Origin of the sequence: Curtobacterium sp. ME26 (genome assembly GCF_903970945.1) — a bacterium.
GTDB classification, from domain to species: Bacteria; Actinomycetota; Actinomycetes; order Actinomycetales; family Microbacteriaceae; genus Curtobacterium; species Curtobacterium citri.
Map to the genome: position 1 here is coordinate 1 of NZ_CAJCKG010000056.1, position 17,649 is coordinate 17,649.

At 72.0% G+C, this 17,649-nt stretch carries 13 protein-coding genes and 1 other RNA gene; 6 read left to right on the top strand and 8 right to left on the bottom strand.

Going from position 1 to position 17,649, the window contains the following annotated elements; translation table 11 throughout:
- The first annotated feature begins 106 nt into the window (after positions 1 to 106).
- From H7A69_RS15155 to H7A69_RS15165, 3 genes are all read left to right on the top strand, one after another.
- Positions 107 to 820 (top strand): M50 family metallopeptidase, encoded by a 714-nt coding sequence (locus H7A69_RS15155; protein WP_182047792.1) that lies wholly within the window; start codon positions 107 to 109, stop codon positions 818 to 820.
- Between the two features lie 126 nt (positions 821 to 946).
- The gene (locus H7A69_RS15160; RefSeq protein ID WP_182047794.1) at positions 947 to 2,335 is read left to right on the top strand and encodes an O-acetylhomoserine aminocarboxypropyltransferase/cysteine synthase family protein; all 1,389 of its coding nucleotides are present in this window, start codon (positions 947 to 949) and stop codon (positions 2,333 to 2,335) included.
- 2 nt (positions 2,336 to 2,337) lie between these two features.
- Entirely contained in the window at positions 2,338 to 3,642 is a 1,305-nt protein-coding gene (locus tag H7A69_RS15165) for an LLM class flavin-dependent oxidoreductase (protein WP_182047796.1), read from the top strand.
- A 33-nt stretch (positions 3,643 to 3,675) separates the two neighbouring features.
- Here the strand turns inward: H7A69_RS15165 and H7A69_RS15170 are convergent, their stop codons facing one another.
- From H7A69_RS15170 to H7A69_RS15200, 7 genes are all read right to left on the bottom strand, one after another.
- Positions 3,676 to 4,473, bottom strand: a complete 798-nt coding sequence (locus H7A69_RS15170) for a hypothetical protein (RefSeq protein WP_182047798.1) — start codon at positions 4,471 to 4,473, stop codon at positions 3,676 to 3,678.
- Between the two features lie 175 nt (positions 4,474 to 4,648).
- Positions 4,649 to 5,026, bottom strand: a transfer-messenger RNA (tmRNA) gene (gene ssrA / locus H7A69_RS15175).
- A gap of 131 nt (positions 5,027 to 5,157) precedes the next feature.
- Positions 5,158 to 5,634 carry an SsrA-binding protein SmpB gene (gene smpB / locus H7A69_RS15180; RefSeq protein ID WP_069710696.1) on the bottom strand — a complete coding sequence of 159 codons (477 nt, stop codon included), beginning with the start codon at positions 5,632 to 5,634 and terminating at the stop codon, positions 5,158 to 5,160.
- A gap of 116 nt (positions 5,635 to 5,750) precedes the next feature.
- Positions 5,751 to 6,665 (bottom strand): permease-like cell division protein FtsX, encoded by a 915-nt coding sequence (gene ftsX / locus H7A69_RS15185; protein ID WP_182047800.1) that lies wholly within the window; start codon positions 6,663 to 6,665, stop codon positions 5,751 to 5,753.
- Positions 6,662 to 7,420 carry a cell division ATP-binding protein FtsE gene (gene ftsE, locus H7A69_RS15190; protein WP_083263579.1) on the bottom strand — a complete coding sequence of 253 codons (759 nt, stop codon included), beginning with the start codon at positions 7,418 to 7,420 and terminating at the stop codon, positions 6,662 to 6,664. The genes ftsX and ftsE overlap by 4 nt, the downstream gene beginning before the upstream one ends.
- A gap of 72 nt (positions 7,421 to 7,492) precedes the next feature.
- Entirely contained in the window at positions 7,493 to 8,602 is a 1,110-nt protein-coding gene (gene prfB / locus H7A69_RS15195) for a peptide chain release factor 2 (RefSeq protein WP_182047802.1), read from the bottom strand.
- A 96-nt stretch (positions 8,603 to 8,698) separates the two neighbouring features.
- Positions 8,699 to 9,862, bottom strand: coding sequence for a cysteine desulfurase family protein (locus tag H7A69_RS15200; protein WP_182047804.1), 1,164 nt, complete (start codon positions 9,860 to 9,862; stop codon positions 8,699 to 8,701).
- A 61-nt stretch (positions 9,863 to 9,923) separates the two neighbouring features.
- Here H7A69_RS15200 and H7A69_RS15205 point away from each other — a divergent pair, with 61 nt between their 5' ends.
- The 3 genes from H7A69_RS15205 (at position 9,924) to glgB (ending at position 16,832) form a co-directional block, all read left to right on the top strand.
- Positions 9,924 to 11,993 (top strand): glycogen debranching protein, encoded by a 2,070-nt coding sequence (locus H7A69_RS15205; protein WP_182047806.1) that lies wholly within the window; start codon positions 9,924 to 9,926, stop codon positions 11,991 to 11,993.
- Positions 11,994 to 12,120: 127 nt separating this feature from the next.
- Entirely contained in the window at positions 12,121 to 14,121 is a 2,001-nt protein-coding gene (locus H7A69_RS15210; RefSeq protein ID WP_259346253.1) for an alpha-1,4-glucan--maltose-1-phosphate maltosyltransferase, read from the top strand.
- Positions 14,118 to 16,832: a 1,4-alpha-glucan branching protein GlgB gene (gene glgB, locus H7A69_RS15215; protein ID WP_259346254.1), complete on the top strand. Its 2,715-nt coding sequence runs from the start codon at positions 14,118 to 14,120 to the stop codon at positions 16,830 to 16,832. Before H7A69_RS15210 ends, glgB begins: the two co-directional genes overlap by 4 nt.
- Positions 16,833 to 16,937: 105 nt before the next feature.
- Here the strand turns inward: glgB and H7A69_RS15220 are convergent.
- Positions 16,938 to 17,649, bottom strand: a 712-nt coding sequence (locus H7A69_RS15220; RefSeq protein WP_182047808.1) for a tetratricopeptide repeat protein, incomplete at its 5' end; no start/stop codon positions are given.

Here is a 17,649-nt window from a genome sequence, read left to right on the forward strand (position 1 = left end):
TTCAGACAGAAGCCGGCATACGAGTTTCTCCGGAGTGACTGGAGTTCAGACGTGTGCTCTGCCGACCTCCAGCCGTCTCCCCGTCGGGGCCTGCGATCCTGGTGCCTTGACCGCAGCAGCCCCGCCCCTCGTGTTCGTCGCCGTCCTGGTCGGCGCCGTCCTGCCGTTCGTCCCCCTGCTCGGCCGGGTCGCGCGGATCGCCGCGACGATCGTGCACGAGGTCGGTCACTGCGTCGTCGTCGTGCCGTTCGGTGGCCGCATCGACCGCATCGACCTGCACCCCGACGGCTCCGGCGAGGCCTGGGTACGCCTCGGCAGGGTGCCCGGCGGCATCCGCTGGCTCGTCCGGGTCCTGAACCTGTTCGCCGGGTACAGCGCCCCGCTCTGGGCGGGCGTCCTGCTCGTGACCGGGGTGCTCGAGGGCTCGCGGTGGCTGCCGGTCGCGATGCTCGCGGTCGTCGGGCTCGTCGCCCTCGCGTTCGTCCGGAACTGGTTCGGGCTGCTCGTGGTCGTCGGGTTCGACGCGCTCGCGCTGTGGGTCGCGCTCCGCCCCTCGGAGGCGACCGTGCTCGTCGTCGCCGCGGTCGGTGCGGCGTTCGTGGTCGACGGGCTCCGGTCGCTCGTGCACGTCGCCCGGTGGCTCGCCACGGGGGCACGCGTGCAGACGGACTTCCACATCGCCGCCGCCGAGATGCGGGTGCCGGCCGTGCTCTGGTTCGTGCTGTTCGTCGCGGTGAACGGCGTCGTGGTCTGGCTCGCTCGCGAGCCGCTGCTGGCGACCTGGGACACCGTCGCGGCCGGGGTGCGCGCGCTGGTCTGACGCACCGCCGTCGCGCCGTCGCTGCGCGAGCGGGGGCACCCGCGGACGTAACCGGACGCCGCACAACGGCACGCCGTCGCGCGGGCTGCGAGAGTACCCGCACGACCCAGGAACCAGGAGGGGACCATGACGGACGACGGCCACGGCTTCGCGACCGAACAGGTGCACGGCGGCTTCCTGCCGGACACCGCGCACGGTGCACGGGTGCCCGCGATCCACATGTCGTCCGGGTTCCTCTTCGACGACTTCGAGCAGGCCCGCGACCGCTTCGCCGGCACCGACGACGGGTACACGTACACCCGGCTCGGCAACCCGACGAACGCCGACGTCGAGCGCCGCGTCGCCCTGCTGGAGCGGAGCCCCGAGGCGATCCTCGTCGGCAGCGGCCAGGCCGCGGTGACGGTCGCGCTGCTCGGGCTGCTCGAGGCCGGCGACCACGTGGTGAGCGCCCGGAGCATCTACGAGGGCACCAAGGGCCTGCTCCTGCAGAACCTCGCACGCCTCGGCATCGAGGTCGACTTCGTCGCCGACCAGCGCGACCTCGACGCGTGGGCGCGCGCGGTCCGACCGAACACGAAGCTCTTCTTCGCCGAGACGATCCCGAACCCGAAGAACGACGTCCTCGACATCACCGGGGTCGCCGACACCGCGCACCGGGCCGGGGTGCCGCTCGTCGTCGACAACACCCTGGCGACGCCGTACCTCGTCCGGCCGGTCGAGCACGGCGCCGACGTCGTCGTGCACTCCGCCTCGAAGTTCCTCTCCGGGCACGGTGCCGGCCTCGGCGGGCTCGTCGTCGACGGCGGCCGGTTCGACTGGTCCCGCCACCCGGAGCGCTTCGCGCACCTCACGACACCGGACCGGGCCCTCGGCGGCCAGAGCTACGTCGAGCGGTACGGCAGCCGGGCCTTCGTGGTCTACGCCCGCGACGTCGTCGCCTCCCGGATCGGCCCGTCGCTGTCGCCGTTCAACGCGTTCCTGCTCCGCCAGGGCATCGAGACCCTGTCGCTGCGCGTCGAGCGCCACAGCGCGAACGCGCTGGCCGTCGCGTCCTTCCTGGAGCAGCAGCCGGAGGTGACGAGCGTCGACCACGCGGGTCTCGCCTCCAGTCCGTACCACGACCTCGCCCAGCGCTACCTGCCCCGCGGGGCCGGCTCCGTCTTCGCGTTCACGCTCGCCGGTGGCGAGCCCGCGGCTCGCGCGTTCATCGACGCGGTCGAGCTGTTCAGCCGGATGACCCACCTCGGCGACGTCCGCTCGCTCGTGCTCCACCCGGCGACCACGACGCACGCCGGGCGCACCGCGGCCGAGCGGGCGGACCTCGGGATCGGCGACGGGCTGGTCCGCCTGTCGATCGGCATCGAGGACGTCGCCGACCTGCTCCGCGACCTCGAGCGCGGCCTCGCCGCAGCGCGCGCCGTCACCGGCCGGGAGGCACGCCCCGCCCCCGCCTCGGAGGTCGCCTCCCTCACACACACGGTCCCGCAGGGCCACGTCGTGGTCGAGGAGGTCTGAGCATGGGCGACCTGCAGCACTTCGGGTACTTCTTCTCGCGGGGCTTCGGCCCGCAGGCGTGGGGTCGGGCCGACTGGGACTGGGGCCACGACTGGACGAAGCCGGCCCTGTACCAGCAGTCCGTGCGTGCGCTCGAGGACGCCGGCATGGACCTCGTCATCGCCGAGGACGCGATCTCGCTCGGCAGCCCGGCGACCCTCGACCTGCGCATCCGGCAGGCGTACGGCGGCCCGAAGCACGACCCGCTGCTCCTCGCGCCGTACCTCTTCGCGGCGACGCAGCACATCGGCATCGCGCCGACCGTGAACGCGGGCATCACGCCCCCGTACCTCGCCGCCCGGCAGGCGGCGACGCTCGCGCACCTGTCCTCGGACCGGTTCGGACTGAACGTCGTCACGGACACGGGGAGCGCCCGGCACGTCGGTGCGGCCCCGCTCCCCCACGACGCCGCGTACGACCGCGCCGAGGAGTGGATCACCCTGCTCCGTCGGCTCTGGCGCTCGTGGGGCGACGGGTACGTCGGCGACCCCGCCGACTGGCACTTCGCCGACGGCGACGCCCTCGACGCGTTCCACCACGAGGGCGCGTACTTCACCGCGGACGGCCCGCTCAACGCGCTGCCGCTCGACGCTGACCCGGTCGTCGTCTCCCCCGGTGGCTCGGGCCGCGGCCTGGGCTTCGCCGGCACGCACTCGGACGTCCAGCTCGCGCTGGCACCGCTGACGGCCGCCGCGGTCCGCTCCTACCGTGAGAAGGTCCTGACGGCCGCGGCGGACGCGGGGCGGAGCGCCGGCGACCTGCGCGTGCTGTTCGTGCTGAAGCCCGTGCTGGTGCCCTCCGTCGAGGAGGCCGACCGGATCGTCGAGGCGTCACGACACCCGTCCGACGACGACCTGCGCGCCGCGGCCGTCGCGTGGTCGAGCGACTCGGAGACCGACCTGCTCGCCCTCGACCTCGACGCGCCGATCCCGGCCGGTACCTTCGGCGACCACGTGTCGGCCGGGACGATCCGCGGGCTGGTCGGGGACACCCCGGACGCGCCGCTCCGCGAGCTCCTCACGCGGAAGGCCCGGCTCGGTCGGATCAGCGCGCACGAGGGCTTCGTCGGGACCGCCGAGGAGTTCGCGGACTTCGCGGAGGAGCTCGGTGCGGACGCCGACAACGACGGCTTCATCCTGTCCGGTGACCTGCACCCGGCGCAGGTGTACCGGATGACGGGCGACCTGGTGCCGGCGCTCCGGCGTCGCGGGCTCCTCCGCCGCGAGTACGGCGACGGGGGCCTGCGGGCGAACCTGTTCGAGTTCTGACCCGCACCCGGACCCGCTTCTCCGCGCCCGGGCTCAGTGCTTCTTGTTCTTCTTCTTGTCCGACTTCTTCTTGTCCGACTTCTTCTTGTCGGACTTCTTCTTGTCGGACTTCTTCTTGTCCTTCTTCTTGTCCGACTTCTTCTTGTCCTTCTTCTTGTCCGACTGCTTCTCGTCGGGCTGCTCCTCGTCGTGCTGCTCCTCCGCACGGGGAGCGCGCACACCGGAGGGTGCGAGACCGTCGACGGGTTCGACCACCACGGCGCTCCCGGAGTCCGCGAGCACCTCGACGGGCTGCTCCTCGACGACGGGCGCCAGCGCGTCCTCGACCCGCTCGACCACCAGCTCGGCGCCGTCCTCGGCGAGCCGCAGCAGCGCCTGCGCCGCGCGGACCTTCGTGGTGGTCCGGCGCGCCAGGACGTCCGCGCGCGCTCCCTCGAGGAACGCGCGGAGCGAACGCTCGACCGTGGAGCGCCCCCGCGGAGCGGACCGGTCGAGGCGGTCGAGCTCCCCGGCGATGCCGGCGACGTCGTCGGCGACCGCCTCGTCGCGCACCGAGGCCACGAGTGCCGCGACGGCCGCAGCCGCCCGCTCCACCGCGGCGGAGTCCTGGTCGAGCACGACGAGCATCTCGAAGACGTCGCCGTACGACACCGTCTCGAGTCGCACCGGCTCGGCGGTCCGGCCACGCAGCACCAGCCGCTCGTCGGGCGTGGGCAGCCACGCGACCACGGCGGCGACGGTCGCGACGGAGCCGACCAGCCGCTCGTACTCCGCCAGCCCCAGACGGTCCTGCTCTCGCAGACGGACTCGGATCGCGATCTCCTGCACCACGCGTGGGCCTCTCGTTCGGGAACGACGCGGGCTCGCCCCGCGTCTGCACCGAACGGTAGTCCTCGACACCCACGGGAACAGCGAACGCCCCGTCGCCGTCCAGGGGACGACGACGGGGCGCTCAGGCGGGGACCTCCCGCGAGGATCAGCGTGACAGCGGTCCGACGACCGGCGATGGTGGAGATGGGGGGAATCGAACCCCCGTCCATCGCTGCGGTTCGACGTCTTCTACGGGCGTATCCGGATGAGGCGTTCTGCTCGGCCCCGTCCTTTGCTACCGGCTTCTAGGACGACGGGCCCAGTCCCAGTGCAAGTCCCGCACGGCCCTGAGGCGCAACCGTGCAGCAAGTCCTCTGGATGACGCCGGAACTCAGGTTAGAAGACGATCACCTGGCCGACGGACTTCATGTGCTGGGCTGCTTACGCAGCGAGAGCGAAGTCAGTGCGCTTGGAATTGGCACTTGTTGTTTTCCACGGATCGTTCACGAGATGACCGTGGGTCCTCGGCCCGCTTCCCGTCGGCACACAGGCAATGTCGAAACCGATCATCCCCGTACGGGCCGGACGTGCGAGCCGCTGTCACGCTGTTGATTTGCCAACGCTCCCCGTGAGGAGCGGACCCCAGTCTAGCGGGGTGTGCTGGACGATGCCACCGGCGTTCGCCGAGGGCTCACCCCGCCGCGCTCACTCGCCGAGGCGGTTCCGGGACCGCATGGCGCGCTCGGCCTCGCGCTTGTCGGTCTTCTCGCGCAGCGCCTGCCGCTTGTCGAACTCGCGCTTGCCCTTCGCGACCGCGATCTCGACCTTGGCGCGCCCGTCGTGGAAGTAGATCTGCAGCGGCACGAGCGTGTAGCCGCCCTGCGCCGTCTTGTGCGAGATCTTGACGATCTGCTGCTTGTGCAGGAGCAGCTTGCGCTTCCGTCGCGGAGCGTGGTTGTTCCACGTCCCCTCGGTGTACTCGGGGATGTGCACGGAATCGAGCCAGGCCTCGCCGGCGTCGATGAACGCGTAGCCGTCGACGAGCGACGCACGCCCCTCGCGCAGGGACTTCACCTCGGTGCCGGAGAGCACCATGCCCGCCTCGTACGTGTCCTCGATGAGGTAGTCGTGGCGCGCTCGACGGTTGGTCGCCACGATCTTCTCGCCGCGTTCCTTCGCCATGGTGGCTCCCTTCGGTGTCCGGGGCCGACCCCGGTGCTGCTGTGCGCAGCCCTACAGCCTAGTGAACACGACGACCGCGGCGCACCTTCCCGGCGCGCCGCGGTCGAGGTGTCCGGTCAGACGCGCAGGTACCGGCGGATGGCGATGAAGGCCGACACTCCGGCCAGGAGCACGCCGATGACGATCACCGCGGGCACGACGACGGCCGCGTCCCCCATGCCGATGAACGCCGTGCCGGAGAAGCGCTGTGCCAGGTAGTTCCGGACGAAGAACCACACCACGGCGACGATCGCCCCGCCGGCCAGGACGGCACCGATCGCCGCGGCGATGACGCCCTCGAGGACGAACGGTGTCTGGATGAACCGGTTCGACGCGCCGACCAGGCGCATGATGCCGAGCTCCCGCCGCCGGCTGAACGCCGACAAGCGGATGGTCGTGGCGATGAGCAGGACCGCGGCGACGAGCATGAGCGACGCGATGCCGATCGCCGTGTACGACGACGCGTTGAGCAGGTTGAAGATCGGCTGCAGGTACCCGCGCTGGTCGACCACGCTCTGCACGCCGGCGACCTTCGACAGGCTCTCCACGAGCACGTCGGCCTGCGACGGGTCCTTCAGGTTCACCCAGAAGGTCTCGTTGAGGTACTCGGGCTTGACGAACTCGGTCGCCGGCGAGTCCTTGAACTGCTGCTTGAACCGGTCGTACGCCTGGTCCTGGTCCTCGTAGTACGTCTTCTCGATGTACGGCTTGAGGGTCGAGGACGCGAGCTGTGCCTGGACCTGGTCGCGCTGGTCCTCGGTGGCCTTCGCGCCGGTGCAGTTGCCCGTGGTGTCCGTGTCGGTGCACAGGTACACGGCGACCTGCGCCCGGTCGTACCAGTAGCCCTTCATCTGGTTGATCTGCATCTGCAGCAGGATCGCCGTGCCGACGAAGGTCAGCGAGATGAAGGTGACGAGGACGACCGACACGACCATCGACGCGTTGCGCCGCAGGCCCGAGCCGACCTCGGCCATGACGAGTCCGAGCCTCATCGGATGAGCCCCGGGATGGTCTGGATGCCCGTGGTGTTCGAGACGCCGGAGCCGCGCTGGATGGGGAGCGCCTGCGTCTGGTACCCGCCGGACTGCTCGTCGCGCAGGACGGTGCCGTTCGAGAGCTCGATGACCCGACGCTGCATCTGGTTGACGATGCTGGCGTCGTGCGTCGCCATGAGCACGGTGGTGCCTCCCTGGTTGATGCGTTCGAGGAGCGCCATGATGCCCGCCGAGGTCGTCGGGTCGAGGTTGCCGGTGGGCTCGTCGGCCAGCAGGATCGCCGGCTTGTTGACGACGGCGCGGGCGATCGCGACGCGCTGCTGCTCGCCGCCGGACAGCTCGTGCGGCATGCGGGTGGCCTTGCCGGCCAGACCGACGAGCTTGAGCACGTCCGTCACGGCCTCGCTGATGAAGCCCTTGCTCTTGCCGATCACCTGGAGCGAGAACGCCACGTTGTCGAAGACGTTCTTGTTCGGCAGGAGACGGAAGTCCTGGAAGACCACGCCGAGGTTGCGGCGGAAGTACGGGACCTTGCGGGACGACAGCGCGCCCAGCCGCTGCCCCAGCACGTGGATCTGGCCGCGGGAGGGCTTCTCCTCCTTGAGCACGAGGCGCAGGAAGCTCGACTTCCCGGAGCCGGATGCGCCGACGAGGAAGACGAACTCACCCTTGAGGATCTCGAGGGAGAGGTCGTCGAGCGCAGGACTCGGGTTGCCCGAGTAGACCTTGGTGACCTGGTCGAATTTGATCATGACCGGATCAGGGTAGGTCGGGTCGGTCGGAAGTCAACCGAGGCGCGCGGCTCACCTGCCCCGCGAGGGTGCTCAGGAATCGTCGCCCTGCTTGCGCCAGCGGATGCCCGCGTTGATGAAGCCGTCGAGGTCGCCGTCGAACACGGCCGACGGGTTGTTGACCTCGTGCTCGCTGCGCAGGTCCTTGACCATCTGGTACGGCGCGAGGACGTACGAGCGGATCTGGTCGCCCCAGCTCGCCGTGATGTTGCCGGCGAGCTCCTTCTTCTTCGCGTTCTCCTCCTCCTTCTTCAGGAGCAGCAGGCGGGACTGCAGGACGCGCATGGCCGCGGCGCGGTTCTGGATCTGCGACTTCTCGTTCTGCATCGAGACGACGGTGCCGGTCGGGATGTGCGTCAGGCGGACGGCGGAGTCGGTCGTGTTGACCGACTGGCCGCCCGGGCCGGACGACCGGAAGACGTCGACGCGGATGTCGTTCTCGGGGATGTCGATCACGGCGGTCTCCGGCATGAGCGGGATCACCTCGACCGCGGCGAACGACGTCTGGCGCTTGCCGGCCGCGCCGAACGGCGACATGCGGACGAGGCGGTGCGTGCCGGCCTCGACCGAGAGCGTGCCGAAGGCGTGCGGCGCGTCCACCTCGAAGGTCGCGGACTTGATGCCGGCCTCCTCCGCGTAGGAGGTGTCCATGACGGTCGTCTTGTAGCCGTGCTGCTCGGCGTACCGGAGGTACATGCGCAGCAGCATCTCGGCGAAGTCGGCCGCGTCGACGCCACCGGCGCCCGCGCGGATGGTGATGACCGCCGGACGGTCGTCGTACTCGCCGTCGAGGAGCGTCTGCACCTCGAGGTCGCCCATCGTCTTCTGGATGGCCTTGAGCTCGACCGCGGCCTCGTCTGCCGACTCCTGGTCGTCGCCCTCGTTGGCCATCTCGACCAGGACCTCGAGGTCGTCGATGCGCTGCTCGGTGTCCGTGATGCGGCGGAGCTCGGCCTGCTTGTGGGAGAGCGCGCTCGTGACCTCCTGCGCGTGCTCGACGTCGTCCCAGAGGTCCTGGGCACCCGCCTGCTCGCTGAGTTCGGCGATCTCGCGCTGCAGCCGCTCGACGTCGACGACCGAGCGGATGTTGCCGAAGGTCTCGCGGAGGGCGGACAGCTGCTCGGTGAAGTCAAGTTCGACCATGGTCCCCGATCCTACCGGCGTGGCCGTGCGGCGGCCGACCGTGGCTCGACGGCCGGCTCGACGGACGGGAGGCACGGTGCGCGCCCGCCCCGTCGGTCACCGTCCGAGCAGCGGGGCCCTGGACGCCATCCCGGCGCGGCCCGCGCGGGCGACCGCGTCCGGCAGCGCCGCGAGGAACGCGTCGACGTCGCCCTCGGTCGTCGTGTGGCCGAGCGTGATGCGGAGCGCCCCGCGGGCGTCGTCCTCGGACAGCCCCATCGCGAGGAGGACGTGGGACGCCTCGGGGACGCCGGCCTGGCACGCCGACCCCGTCGACACGGCGACCCCCGCCGCGTCGAGCAGGAAGAGCAGCGAGTCGCCCTCGCACCCGGGGAACGTGAAGTGCGCGTTGCCGGGCAGCCGGTCGACCGGGTCCCCCATGAGCACCGCGGACGGCACGGCCCGGGCGACGCCCGCGACCAGGCGGTCGCGCAGCGCCGAGCCGTCGTGGAGCCCGGCGGCCGCCGCGACCCCGAAGGCCGCGGCGGCCGGCGCGTCCTGCGTGCCGCTGCGGACCTGGCGCTGCTGTCCGCCGCCGTGGATGAGCGGTTCCACCGTCGCCCGTCGACCGAGCACGAGCGCGCCGATGCCGACCGGCCCGCCGATCTTGTGCGCGGACACGCTCAGGGCGTCGAGACCGGACCCGGCGAAGGACACCGGCACCTGGCCGTAGGCGGCGACGGCATCGCTGTGCACGGGCACGCCGGCGGCGTGCGCGAGCTCGACGATCCGGGTGACCGGCTGGAGGGTGCCGACCTCGTTGTTGGCCCAGAGGAACGTGACCAGGGCGACGTCCGAGGCGTCGGCGAGCCGTGCCTCCAGACCGGCGAGGTCCACGCGACCCTGCGCGTCCAGCGGGACCACGTCGACGACCGCGCCCTCGTGGCGCGCGAGCCACTCCACCGTGTCGACCGTCGCGTGGTGCTCCCCCGCGGGGACGACGATGCGCGGGCGGGGCCGGTCCTGCTGTCGCGCCCAAAACAGGCCCTTGACGGCGAGGTTGATGCTCTCGGTGCCGCCCGAGGTGAACACGACCTCCACCGGTTCGGCGTCGAGCGAGTGTGCGACCGCGGCGCGACCGTCCTCGAGGAGCATCTTCGCGCGCTGACCGGCGCTGTGGATCGACGACGGGTTGCCCACGGTCGCGAGCGCCTCCGTGAAGGCGGCGAGCGCCTCGGGTCGGATCGGCGTCGTCGCGGCGTGGTCGAGGTAGACCGACATGACTGCACCTCCGTGGTCGTGCGTTCCCAGGATAGCCGCGGCTCCTCGTACCCTGGTCGTCATGCCCAGCACCGCGACCGACGAGACCCCCGGCTTCCGCCTCGGCGACGGCGACCCCCGGTTCACGGTGCGCTCGGCCACGGCGACCACGGTGACGCTGGTCGTCTGTTCCGCCGACGACGGCCGGACGACCGAGCACCGCCTCGAGCGCGAGGCGGACACCGACCGCTGGACGACCCGTACCCCGGACGTCCGCCCCGGGGACCGGTACCACCTGCTCGTCGACGGTCCGGAGGGTCCCCGCCACGACTTCGACCCGACCCGTCCGCTGCTCGACCCGGCCGCGCGCGGGATCGAGCCCGCGGACCCCACGGACGCCCACCCGCGCTGGACGGGCGTCGTGGTCGACGAGTCGTTCGACTGGGGCGACGTCGGCAAGCCCGACGTGCCGCGCGACCGCGCCGTCGTGTACGAGGCGAACGTCCGGACCCTCACGGCGGCGAGCCCCGACGTCCCCGAGCACCTCCGCGGGACGTACGCGGGGGTCGCGCACCCGAGCACGATCGCCCACCTGCGGCGCACCGGCGTGACCACGCTCGAGCTCCTGCCGGTGCAGGCGTTCGACACCGAGGCGTGGCTCCGGGCGGCCGGGCGCGAGAACGCGTGGGGCTACAACACGCTCGGCTTCTTCGCACCGCACGCCGCCTACGCCTCCGCCGATGCCCGTGCCGCCGGCGCGACGGCGGTCCTCCGCGAGTTCAAGGGGATGGTGCGGCTCCTGCACGAGGCGGGCATCCAGGTGCTGCTCGACGTCGTCTACAACCACACCGCGGAGGAGGGCCCCGGCGGTCCGACGACCTCGCTGCGCGGCATCGACGGCGCGAACCGGTACCGCTGGACCGAGGACGACGCCGCCTACTACGACACGACCGGCTGCGGGAACACCCTCGACACCTCGGTGGAGGCGACCGCGGACCTCGTCGTCGAGAGCCTGCGCTACTGGGCGCGCGAGGTGCAGGTCGACGGCTTCCGCTTCGACCTCATGGCCTCGCTCGCCCGCGACGGCCGGCACGTCTTCGACCCCGCGCACCCGCTGCTCGAGCGGATCCGGCAGCACCCGGACCTGCAGGACGTGCTCGTCGTCGCCGAGCCGTGGGACGTCGGACCGGACGGGTGGCGGACGGGCGCCTTCGGCGTCGGCACGAGCGAGTGGAACGACGGCTTCCGGGACACCGTGCGGCAGTTCTGGCTGACCGACATCGCCGAGGAGCGCCGGAACGGCACGCCCCACGCGGGCATCGGTCGGCTCGCCGACGCGATGACCGGTTCGCGCAGCACGTTCGGGCAGGAGCGCGGCCCGCTCGCGAGCATCAACTTCGTCACCGCCCACGACGGCTTCACCCTGCTCGACCTCGTCTCGCACGACCGCAAGCACAACGCCGCGAACGGCGAGGACGGTCGGGACGGGTCCGACGACAACCGGTCGTTCAACCACGGGATCGAGGGGGACACCGCCGACCGCGGGGTCCGCGCGGCCCGGGGACGGTCGATGCGGAACCTGGTCGGGACGCTCCTGCTCTCGGCGGGCGTGCCGATGCTCACCGCCGGCGACGAGCGGAGTCGCACGCAGCACGGCAACAACAACGCCTACGTCGTCTCCGAGGACCTGACGCCCGTCGACTGGACGGACGACGAGGACGCGGAGGCGATGACCGAGGCGGTCGCCGCACTCACCGGGCTCCGCGCCGCGCACCCCGCACTCCGGCCCACGCGCTTCGGCGTCGAGGGGCAGGAGACCCCCGGCGCGACGCGGATGTCCTGGTACGGGCCGGACGGGCAGCCGATGACGACCGCCGGGTGGGACCAGCCGATCCACCGCGTCGTCCAGTACTTCGCCGAGTCCACACCGGCACCGGCACCGGACGGGGCGCACGGGCCCGTCGACCGGGTGCTCGTCGTCGTGCACGGCAGCGGCCGGACGCGCGACCTCACCCTGCCGGCGCGTGAGGACGTGAGCGGGTACCGGCTGGCGTGGTCGAGCGAGAAGCACCGCGACCACGAGCGGCTCCGGCCGGGCGGACAGGTCTTCACCGCGTACGGGCCGGGCATCCACCTGTTCGAGGTCGCGTAGGGCGCTCACCGCGCAGACGTCTCACGCCGTGCTCGTCTCCCCCGCACGGGCTCCCCGGCGCGCCCGACCGCGCACCGCGGACGCGATCCGGGGAACGTGGACCCGCCAGCCGGGTAGCGTCGGCTCCGTGGCCACCGCAGACCGACCCCGCCGACCGAAGATCGGACGCATCCCGATCACCCAGCTCGCTCCGACGACCCCGAACGGGTTCCCGGGCAAGGCGTTCGACGGCGAGGTGATCACGTTCGGCGCGACCGTCTTCCGCGAGGGCCACGGGATCATCGGCGCCGACCTCGTGCTCGAACGCCCCGACGGCGGTACCCGCACGGTGCCGATGCTCCTCGGCGCGCCCGGCACCGACCGGTACGAGGCGACCGTGCAGGTCGACCACGTCGGCGTCTGGACCTGGCACGTCGAGTCCTTCTCCGACGACTGGGCGACCTGGCTGCACGCCGCGCGACTCAAGATCGCTGCCGGCGTCGACACCGAGGCGACGCTCCTCGACGGGGCCGTCCTGCTCGACCGTCTCGCCGAGGAGACCGACTCCACCGCCGCCGTCCGGGCGGCCGAACGGCTCCGGGACACCGCGCTCGAGCCCGCGGACCGTCTGGCTGCCGTCGACGACCCGCGCATCACCGGTGAGGTCGAGGACTCCCCGCTCACCTCCCTCCGCACCCACTCCCCCGTGCAGCTGCTCGACGTCGAGCGCCAGCGCGCCGGCGTCGGCGCCTGGTACGAGTTCTTCCCCCGCAGCGAGGGCGCGAAGAAGAACGCCGACGGGACCTGGAAGAGCGGGGACTTCCGCACCGCCGCCCGTCGCCTGCCGGCCGTGGCACGCATGGGCTTCGACGTGGTCTACCTGCCGCCGATCCACCCGATCGGCACGACGGCCCGCAAGGGGCCGAACAACACCCTGACCCCGGGACCGGACGACCCCGGCAGCCCCTGGGCAATCGGTGCACCCGAGGGCGGTCACGACGCCATCCACCCGGACCTCGGGACCGAGGAGGACTTCCGCGAGTTCGTCGAGACGGCGAAGAACACCGGGATGGAGGTCGCGCTCGACTTCGCCCTCCAGTGCTCCCCGGACCACCCGTGGGTGCAGCAGCACCCGGAGTGGTTCACGGTCCGCGCCGACGGATCGATCGCGACCGCCGAGAACCCGCCGAAGCGGTACCAGGACATCTACCCGATCCAGTTCGACTCCGACCCGGACGGCATCGTCGCCGAGGTCCACCGGGTCCTGCGCCACTGGATCGCGTTCGGGATCCGCATCTTCCGCGTCGACAACCCGCACACGAAGCCGCTCTGGTTCTGGGAGCGGGTCATCCGCGAGGTCCGCGACGAGCACCCGGACACCGTGTTCCTGGCCGAGGCGTTCACCCGTCCGGCGATGATGCGGGCGCTCGCCGAGGCCGGGTTCCAGCAGTCCTACACGTACTTCACGTGGCGGAACACGAAGGAGGAGATCGAGGAGTACTTCTCCGAGCTCAGCCACGAGACGAGCGCCTACCTCCGCCCGAACCTGTTCGTGAACACCCCGGACATCCTCACCGAGTACCTGCAGTTCGGCGGTCGCGCCGGCTACAAGGTGCGCGCCGCGCTCGCCGCGACCGGCGCTCCGACGTGGGGCATGTACGCCGGTTACGAGCTCTTCGAGGACGTCGCCCGACCGGGCTCCGAGGAGAACATCGACAACGAGAAGTACGAGTACAAGCCGCGTGACTTCGCGCTGGCCGAGGCCGAGGGCGCGAGCCTCGCGCCGTACGTCACGATGCTCAACCGCTTCCGGCAGGCGCACCCCGCGCTCCGCCAGCTGCGCAACCTCCACGTGCACCACGCCGAGGACCCGGCGATCGTCGTCTACTCGAAGCACCTGCCGGGCGCCTTCACCCGCTCCGGCCGTGACGACACCGTCATCGTCGTGGCGAACGTCGACCCGCACTCGGCGCGCGAGACCACGGTCCACCTCGACCTCGCCGCCCTCGGGCTGCCGACGGAGCAGGCCTTCGACGTCCGCGACGTCGTGACCGGCGAGCGCTGGGTCTGGGGTTCGTCCAACTACGTCCGGCTCGACGCGTTCCAGGAACCCGTGCACCTGCTCGTCGTGGAGGGACCCCACCGATGACCGACCGCGACCCGAAGGGGAACCCGCCGATGGGCTCCGACCGACCGAACCCCGCCACCCCCGCCCGCGGACAGGGACCGAGCGTCCCGCCGGTGCCGCCGCCCCCGCCGCCCGTCACCCGGGTGCGGGCGCCCGGTGCGGTGCCCGCGAACGACGAGGCGGGACCGCGGTACGAACCGCGGGCCTCCGCGCCGGGCGAGGACCTGCCCGGCGCCGCTCCGGCCGCTCCGGAGACCCCGGACCGCGGGGTCGAGGAGTCGGCCACCCTCGCCGGTGGGGAGCGCCCGGAGTCGAACGGGGCTCCGACGAGCGGGACCGGCACCGGTGCCCACGTGGCGACGACCCCCGACGCCACCCCGACCCCGTCCCCCAGTGCACAGACGTCCGCCGACGACGGTGCCGACGCGCCGCTGTCCGAGGGCGGCCGCCACTTCGTCCCGACGGCTGCCGAACTGGTCGAGGGCGCGCCCGACGCGCCGGCCGCGGCTCCCGCGGACTCGGCCCCCGCCGCCGGCGCCGCACCGGTCCCGGCCGGCGCGCCCCGTCCGGCCCCGGTCGAGGAGTGGCTCCGGCGACAGGTCGCCGAGGGCCGCTGGTCCCAGCCGCACGACGTCCTCGGCCCGCACCCCGTCGACGGCGGCACCAGCGTGCGCGTGGTCCGACACCTCGCCACCGCGGTGCGCCTGGTCCGCCCGGAGGGCGACGACATCGACCTCGAGTCCGAGGGCGACGGCCTCTGGGCCGGTGCCACGGCCGACACGCTCGGGCGCTACCGCGTCGAGGCGGACTACGACCTCGACGACGCGTCGGACGCGGACGACGCGACCTGGACCACGGACGACGCCTACCGCTTCCCGCCCACGATCGGCGAGCTCGACCTGCACCTCTTCGGCGAGGGCCGTGACGAGCAGCTCTGGCAGCACCTCGGCGCCCACGTGCGCACGGTCGACGGCGTCGACGGCGTCGCGTTCACGGTCTGGGCGCCGCGCGCCACGGCCGTCCGCGTCATCGGCGACTTCGAGGGTTGGGAGGGCCGCACCACCGCGATGCGACGCCTGAACGACCTCGGCGTCTGGGAGCTGTTCTGGCCCGGTGCCCTCGAGGGGCAGCGGTACAAGTTCCAGATCCTCACCGACGGCGGCTGGGTCGAGCGCGCGGACCCGTTCGCGCGCCGCACCGAGGTCCCGCCGCTCACCGCCTCGGTGATCACCGACTCCCGGTACGAGTGGTCCGAGGGCGACCGCGCCTGGATGGAACAGCGCGCGGCGACGACCACGCACGACAAGCCGATGAGCGTCTACGAGGTGCACCTCGGTTCGTGGCGCCCGGGGCTCTCGTACCGCGAGGTCGCCGACCAGCTGATCGGGCACGTGCAGTACCTCGGCTTCACGCACGTCGAGTTCCTGCCGCTGTCCGAGCACCCCTTCGGCGGGTCCTGGGGCTACCAGGTCACGGGCTACTACGCGCCGACGGCCCGGTTCGGCTCGCCCGACGACCTCCGGTACCTGATCGACCGGCTGCACTCCGCCGGCATCGGCGTGATCATGGACTGGGTCCCCGGGCACTTCCCCAAGGACGAGTGGGCGCTGGCGAAGTTCGACGGCCACGCCCTGTTCGAGCACCCGGACCCCCGACGCGGCGAGCAGCTCGACTGGGGCACCTACGTGTTCGACTTCGGGCAGCCGCAGGTGCGGAACTTCCTCGTCGCGAACGCGCTGTACTGGATGGAGGAGTTCCACATCGACGGGCTCCGTGTCGACGCCGTCGCCTCGATCCTCTACCTCGACTACTCGCGCACCGAGTGGCTGCCGAACATCCACGGCGGTCGCGAGAACCTCGAGGCGATCTCCTTCCTGCAGGAGACGAACGCCACCGCGTACAAGCGCTACCCCGGCATCGTCATGATCGCCGAGGAGAGCACGTCGTGGCCGGGCGTCACCCAGCCGACGAGTGCCGGCGGCCTCGGCTTCGGGCAGAAGTGGAACATGGGCTGGATGCACGACTCGCTCGAGTACGTGCAGCGCGACCCGGCGTACCGCGCGTACCACCACGACGAACTGACCTTCTCGTTCGTCTACGCGTTCAGCGAGCAGTTCACCCTGCCGATCAGCCACGACGAGGTCGTGCACGGCAAGGGCTCCCTCTACGGCAAGATGCCGGGCGACGAGTGGCAGAAGCTCGCGAACGTCCGCGCGTACCTGTCCTTCATGTGGGCGCACCCCGGCAAGCAGCTCCTCTTCATGGGCCAGGAGTTCGCGCAGGTCGCCGAGTGGTCCGAGGAGCGCGGGCTGGACTGGTGGCAGGCGGACGACCCGGGACACAACGGCGTCCAGCGGCTGGTCGCCGAGCTCAACCGGGTCTACCGGGAGACGCCGGCGCTGTGGACGCACGACGCCACCGCCGACGGCTTCGAGTGGATCGAGGGCGGGGACGCGCCGCACTCGACGATCGGGTTCCTGCGGAAGGCCGGTGACGAGCGGCTCGCGGTGTTCGTCAACTTCTCCGGCGTACCGGTCGAGCGGCGCTTCGGTCTGCCGACCGCCGGCGAGTGGGTCGAGGTGCTCAACACCGACGCCACCGAGTACGGCGGCTCCGGTGTCGGCAACCTCGGTTCCGTCACCGCCGAGGAGACGCCGTGGGCCGGCCGACCGGCCTCGGCGCACCTCGTCGTGCCGCCGCTCGGCGCGGTCTGGCTGCGGCTCACGGACTGACGCCCCACAGGACCGACCCACCACACGACGGACGGGAGGCCCGGTGCCAGCTGGCACCGGGCCTCCCGTCCGTCACATGGTCGCGTCGCGCGATGGCCGCTCGCGTCAGTACAGCGCGCTCGCCAACCGTCGCCGCGCGACGGCGACCCGGGGGTCGTCGACACCGATCAGCTCGAAGTACTCGACGAGCCGCACGCGCAGTGCCTCGCGCTCCGCACCGAACACCGTCGGCACGAGGTCGAGCAGCCGCCCGAAGGCGTCCTCGACGTGCCCGCCGCTGACGTCGAGGTCGGCGACGGCCATCTGGGCCTCGACGTCCTGGGGCGCCGACGCGGCCGCGCTCCGGAGCTCGTCGGCGGTCCGGCCGTCGAGCCGGGCGAGCAGCGACACCTGCGCGAGCCCCGCGACGGCCATCTGGTCGTTCGGGTCCTGCGCGATCGCGGTCCGGTACTCCTGGACCGCGGCGGCGTAGTCGCCCCGTTCGATCGCGTCGTACGCGGCCTGGTGGTGCGGCGGCAGCGGCTCGGGCTCGGGCTCACCCGCGGGCTCGGCGGCGGACGCGCCGTCGACCGTCACGCGGCCCGTGACGCCGTTCTGCTCGGCGGCGGCGACGACCTGCTCGAACACGTCGCGCACCTCGGCCTCGGGCAGTGCGCCCACGAACAGGCCGAGCGGCCGGCCGCCGATGACCGCGGCGACGGTCGGGATCGACTGTGCCTGGAAGGCCTGCACCAGCTGCGGGTTCGTGTCGGCGTCGACCTTGGCGAGCACCACGCGGCCGTCGTACTCGGCGGTGAGCCGCTCGAGGATCGGCGAC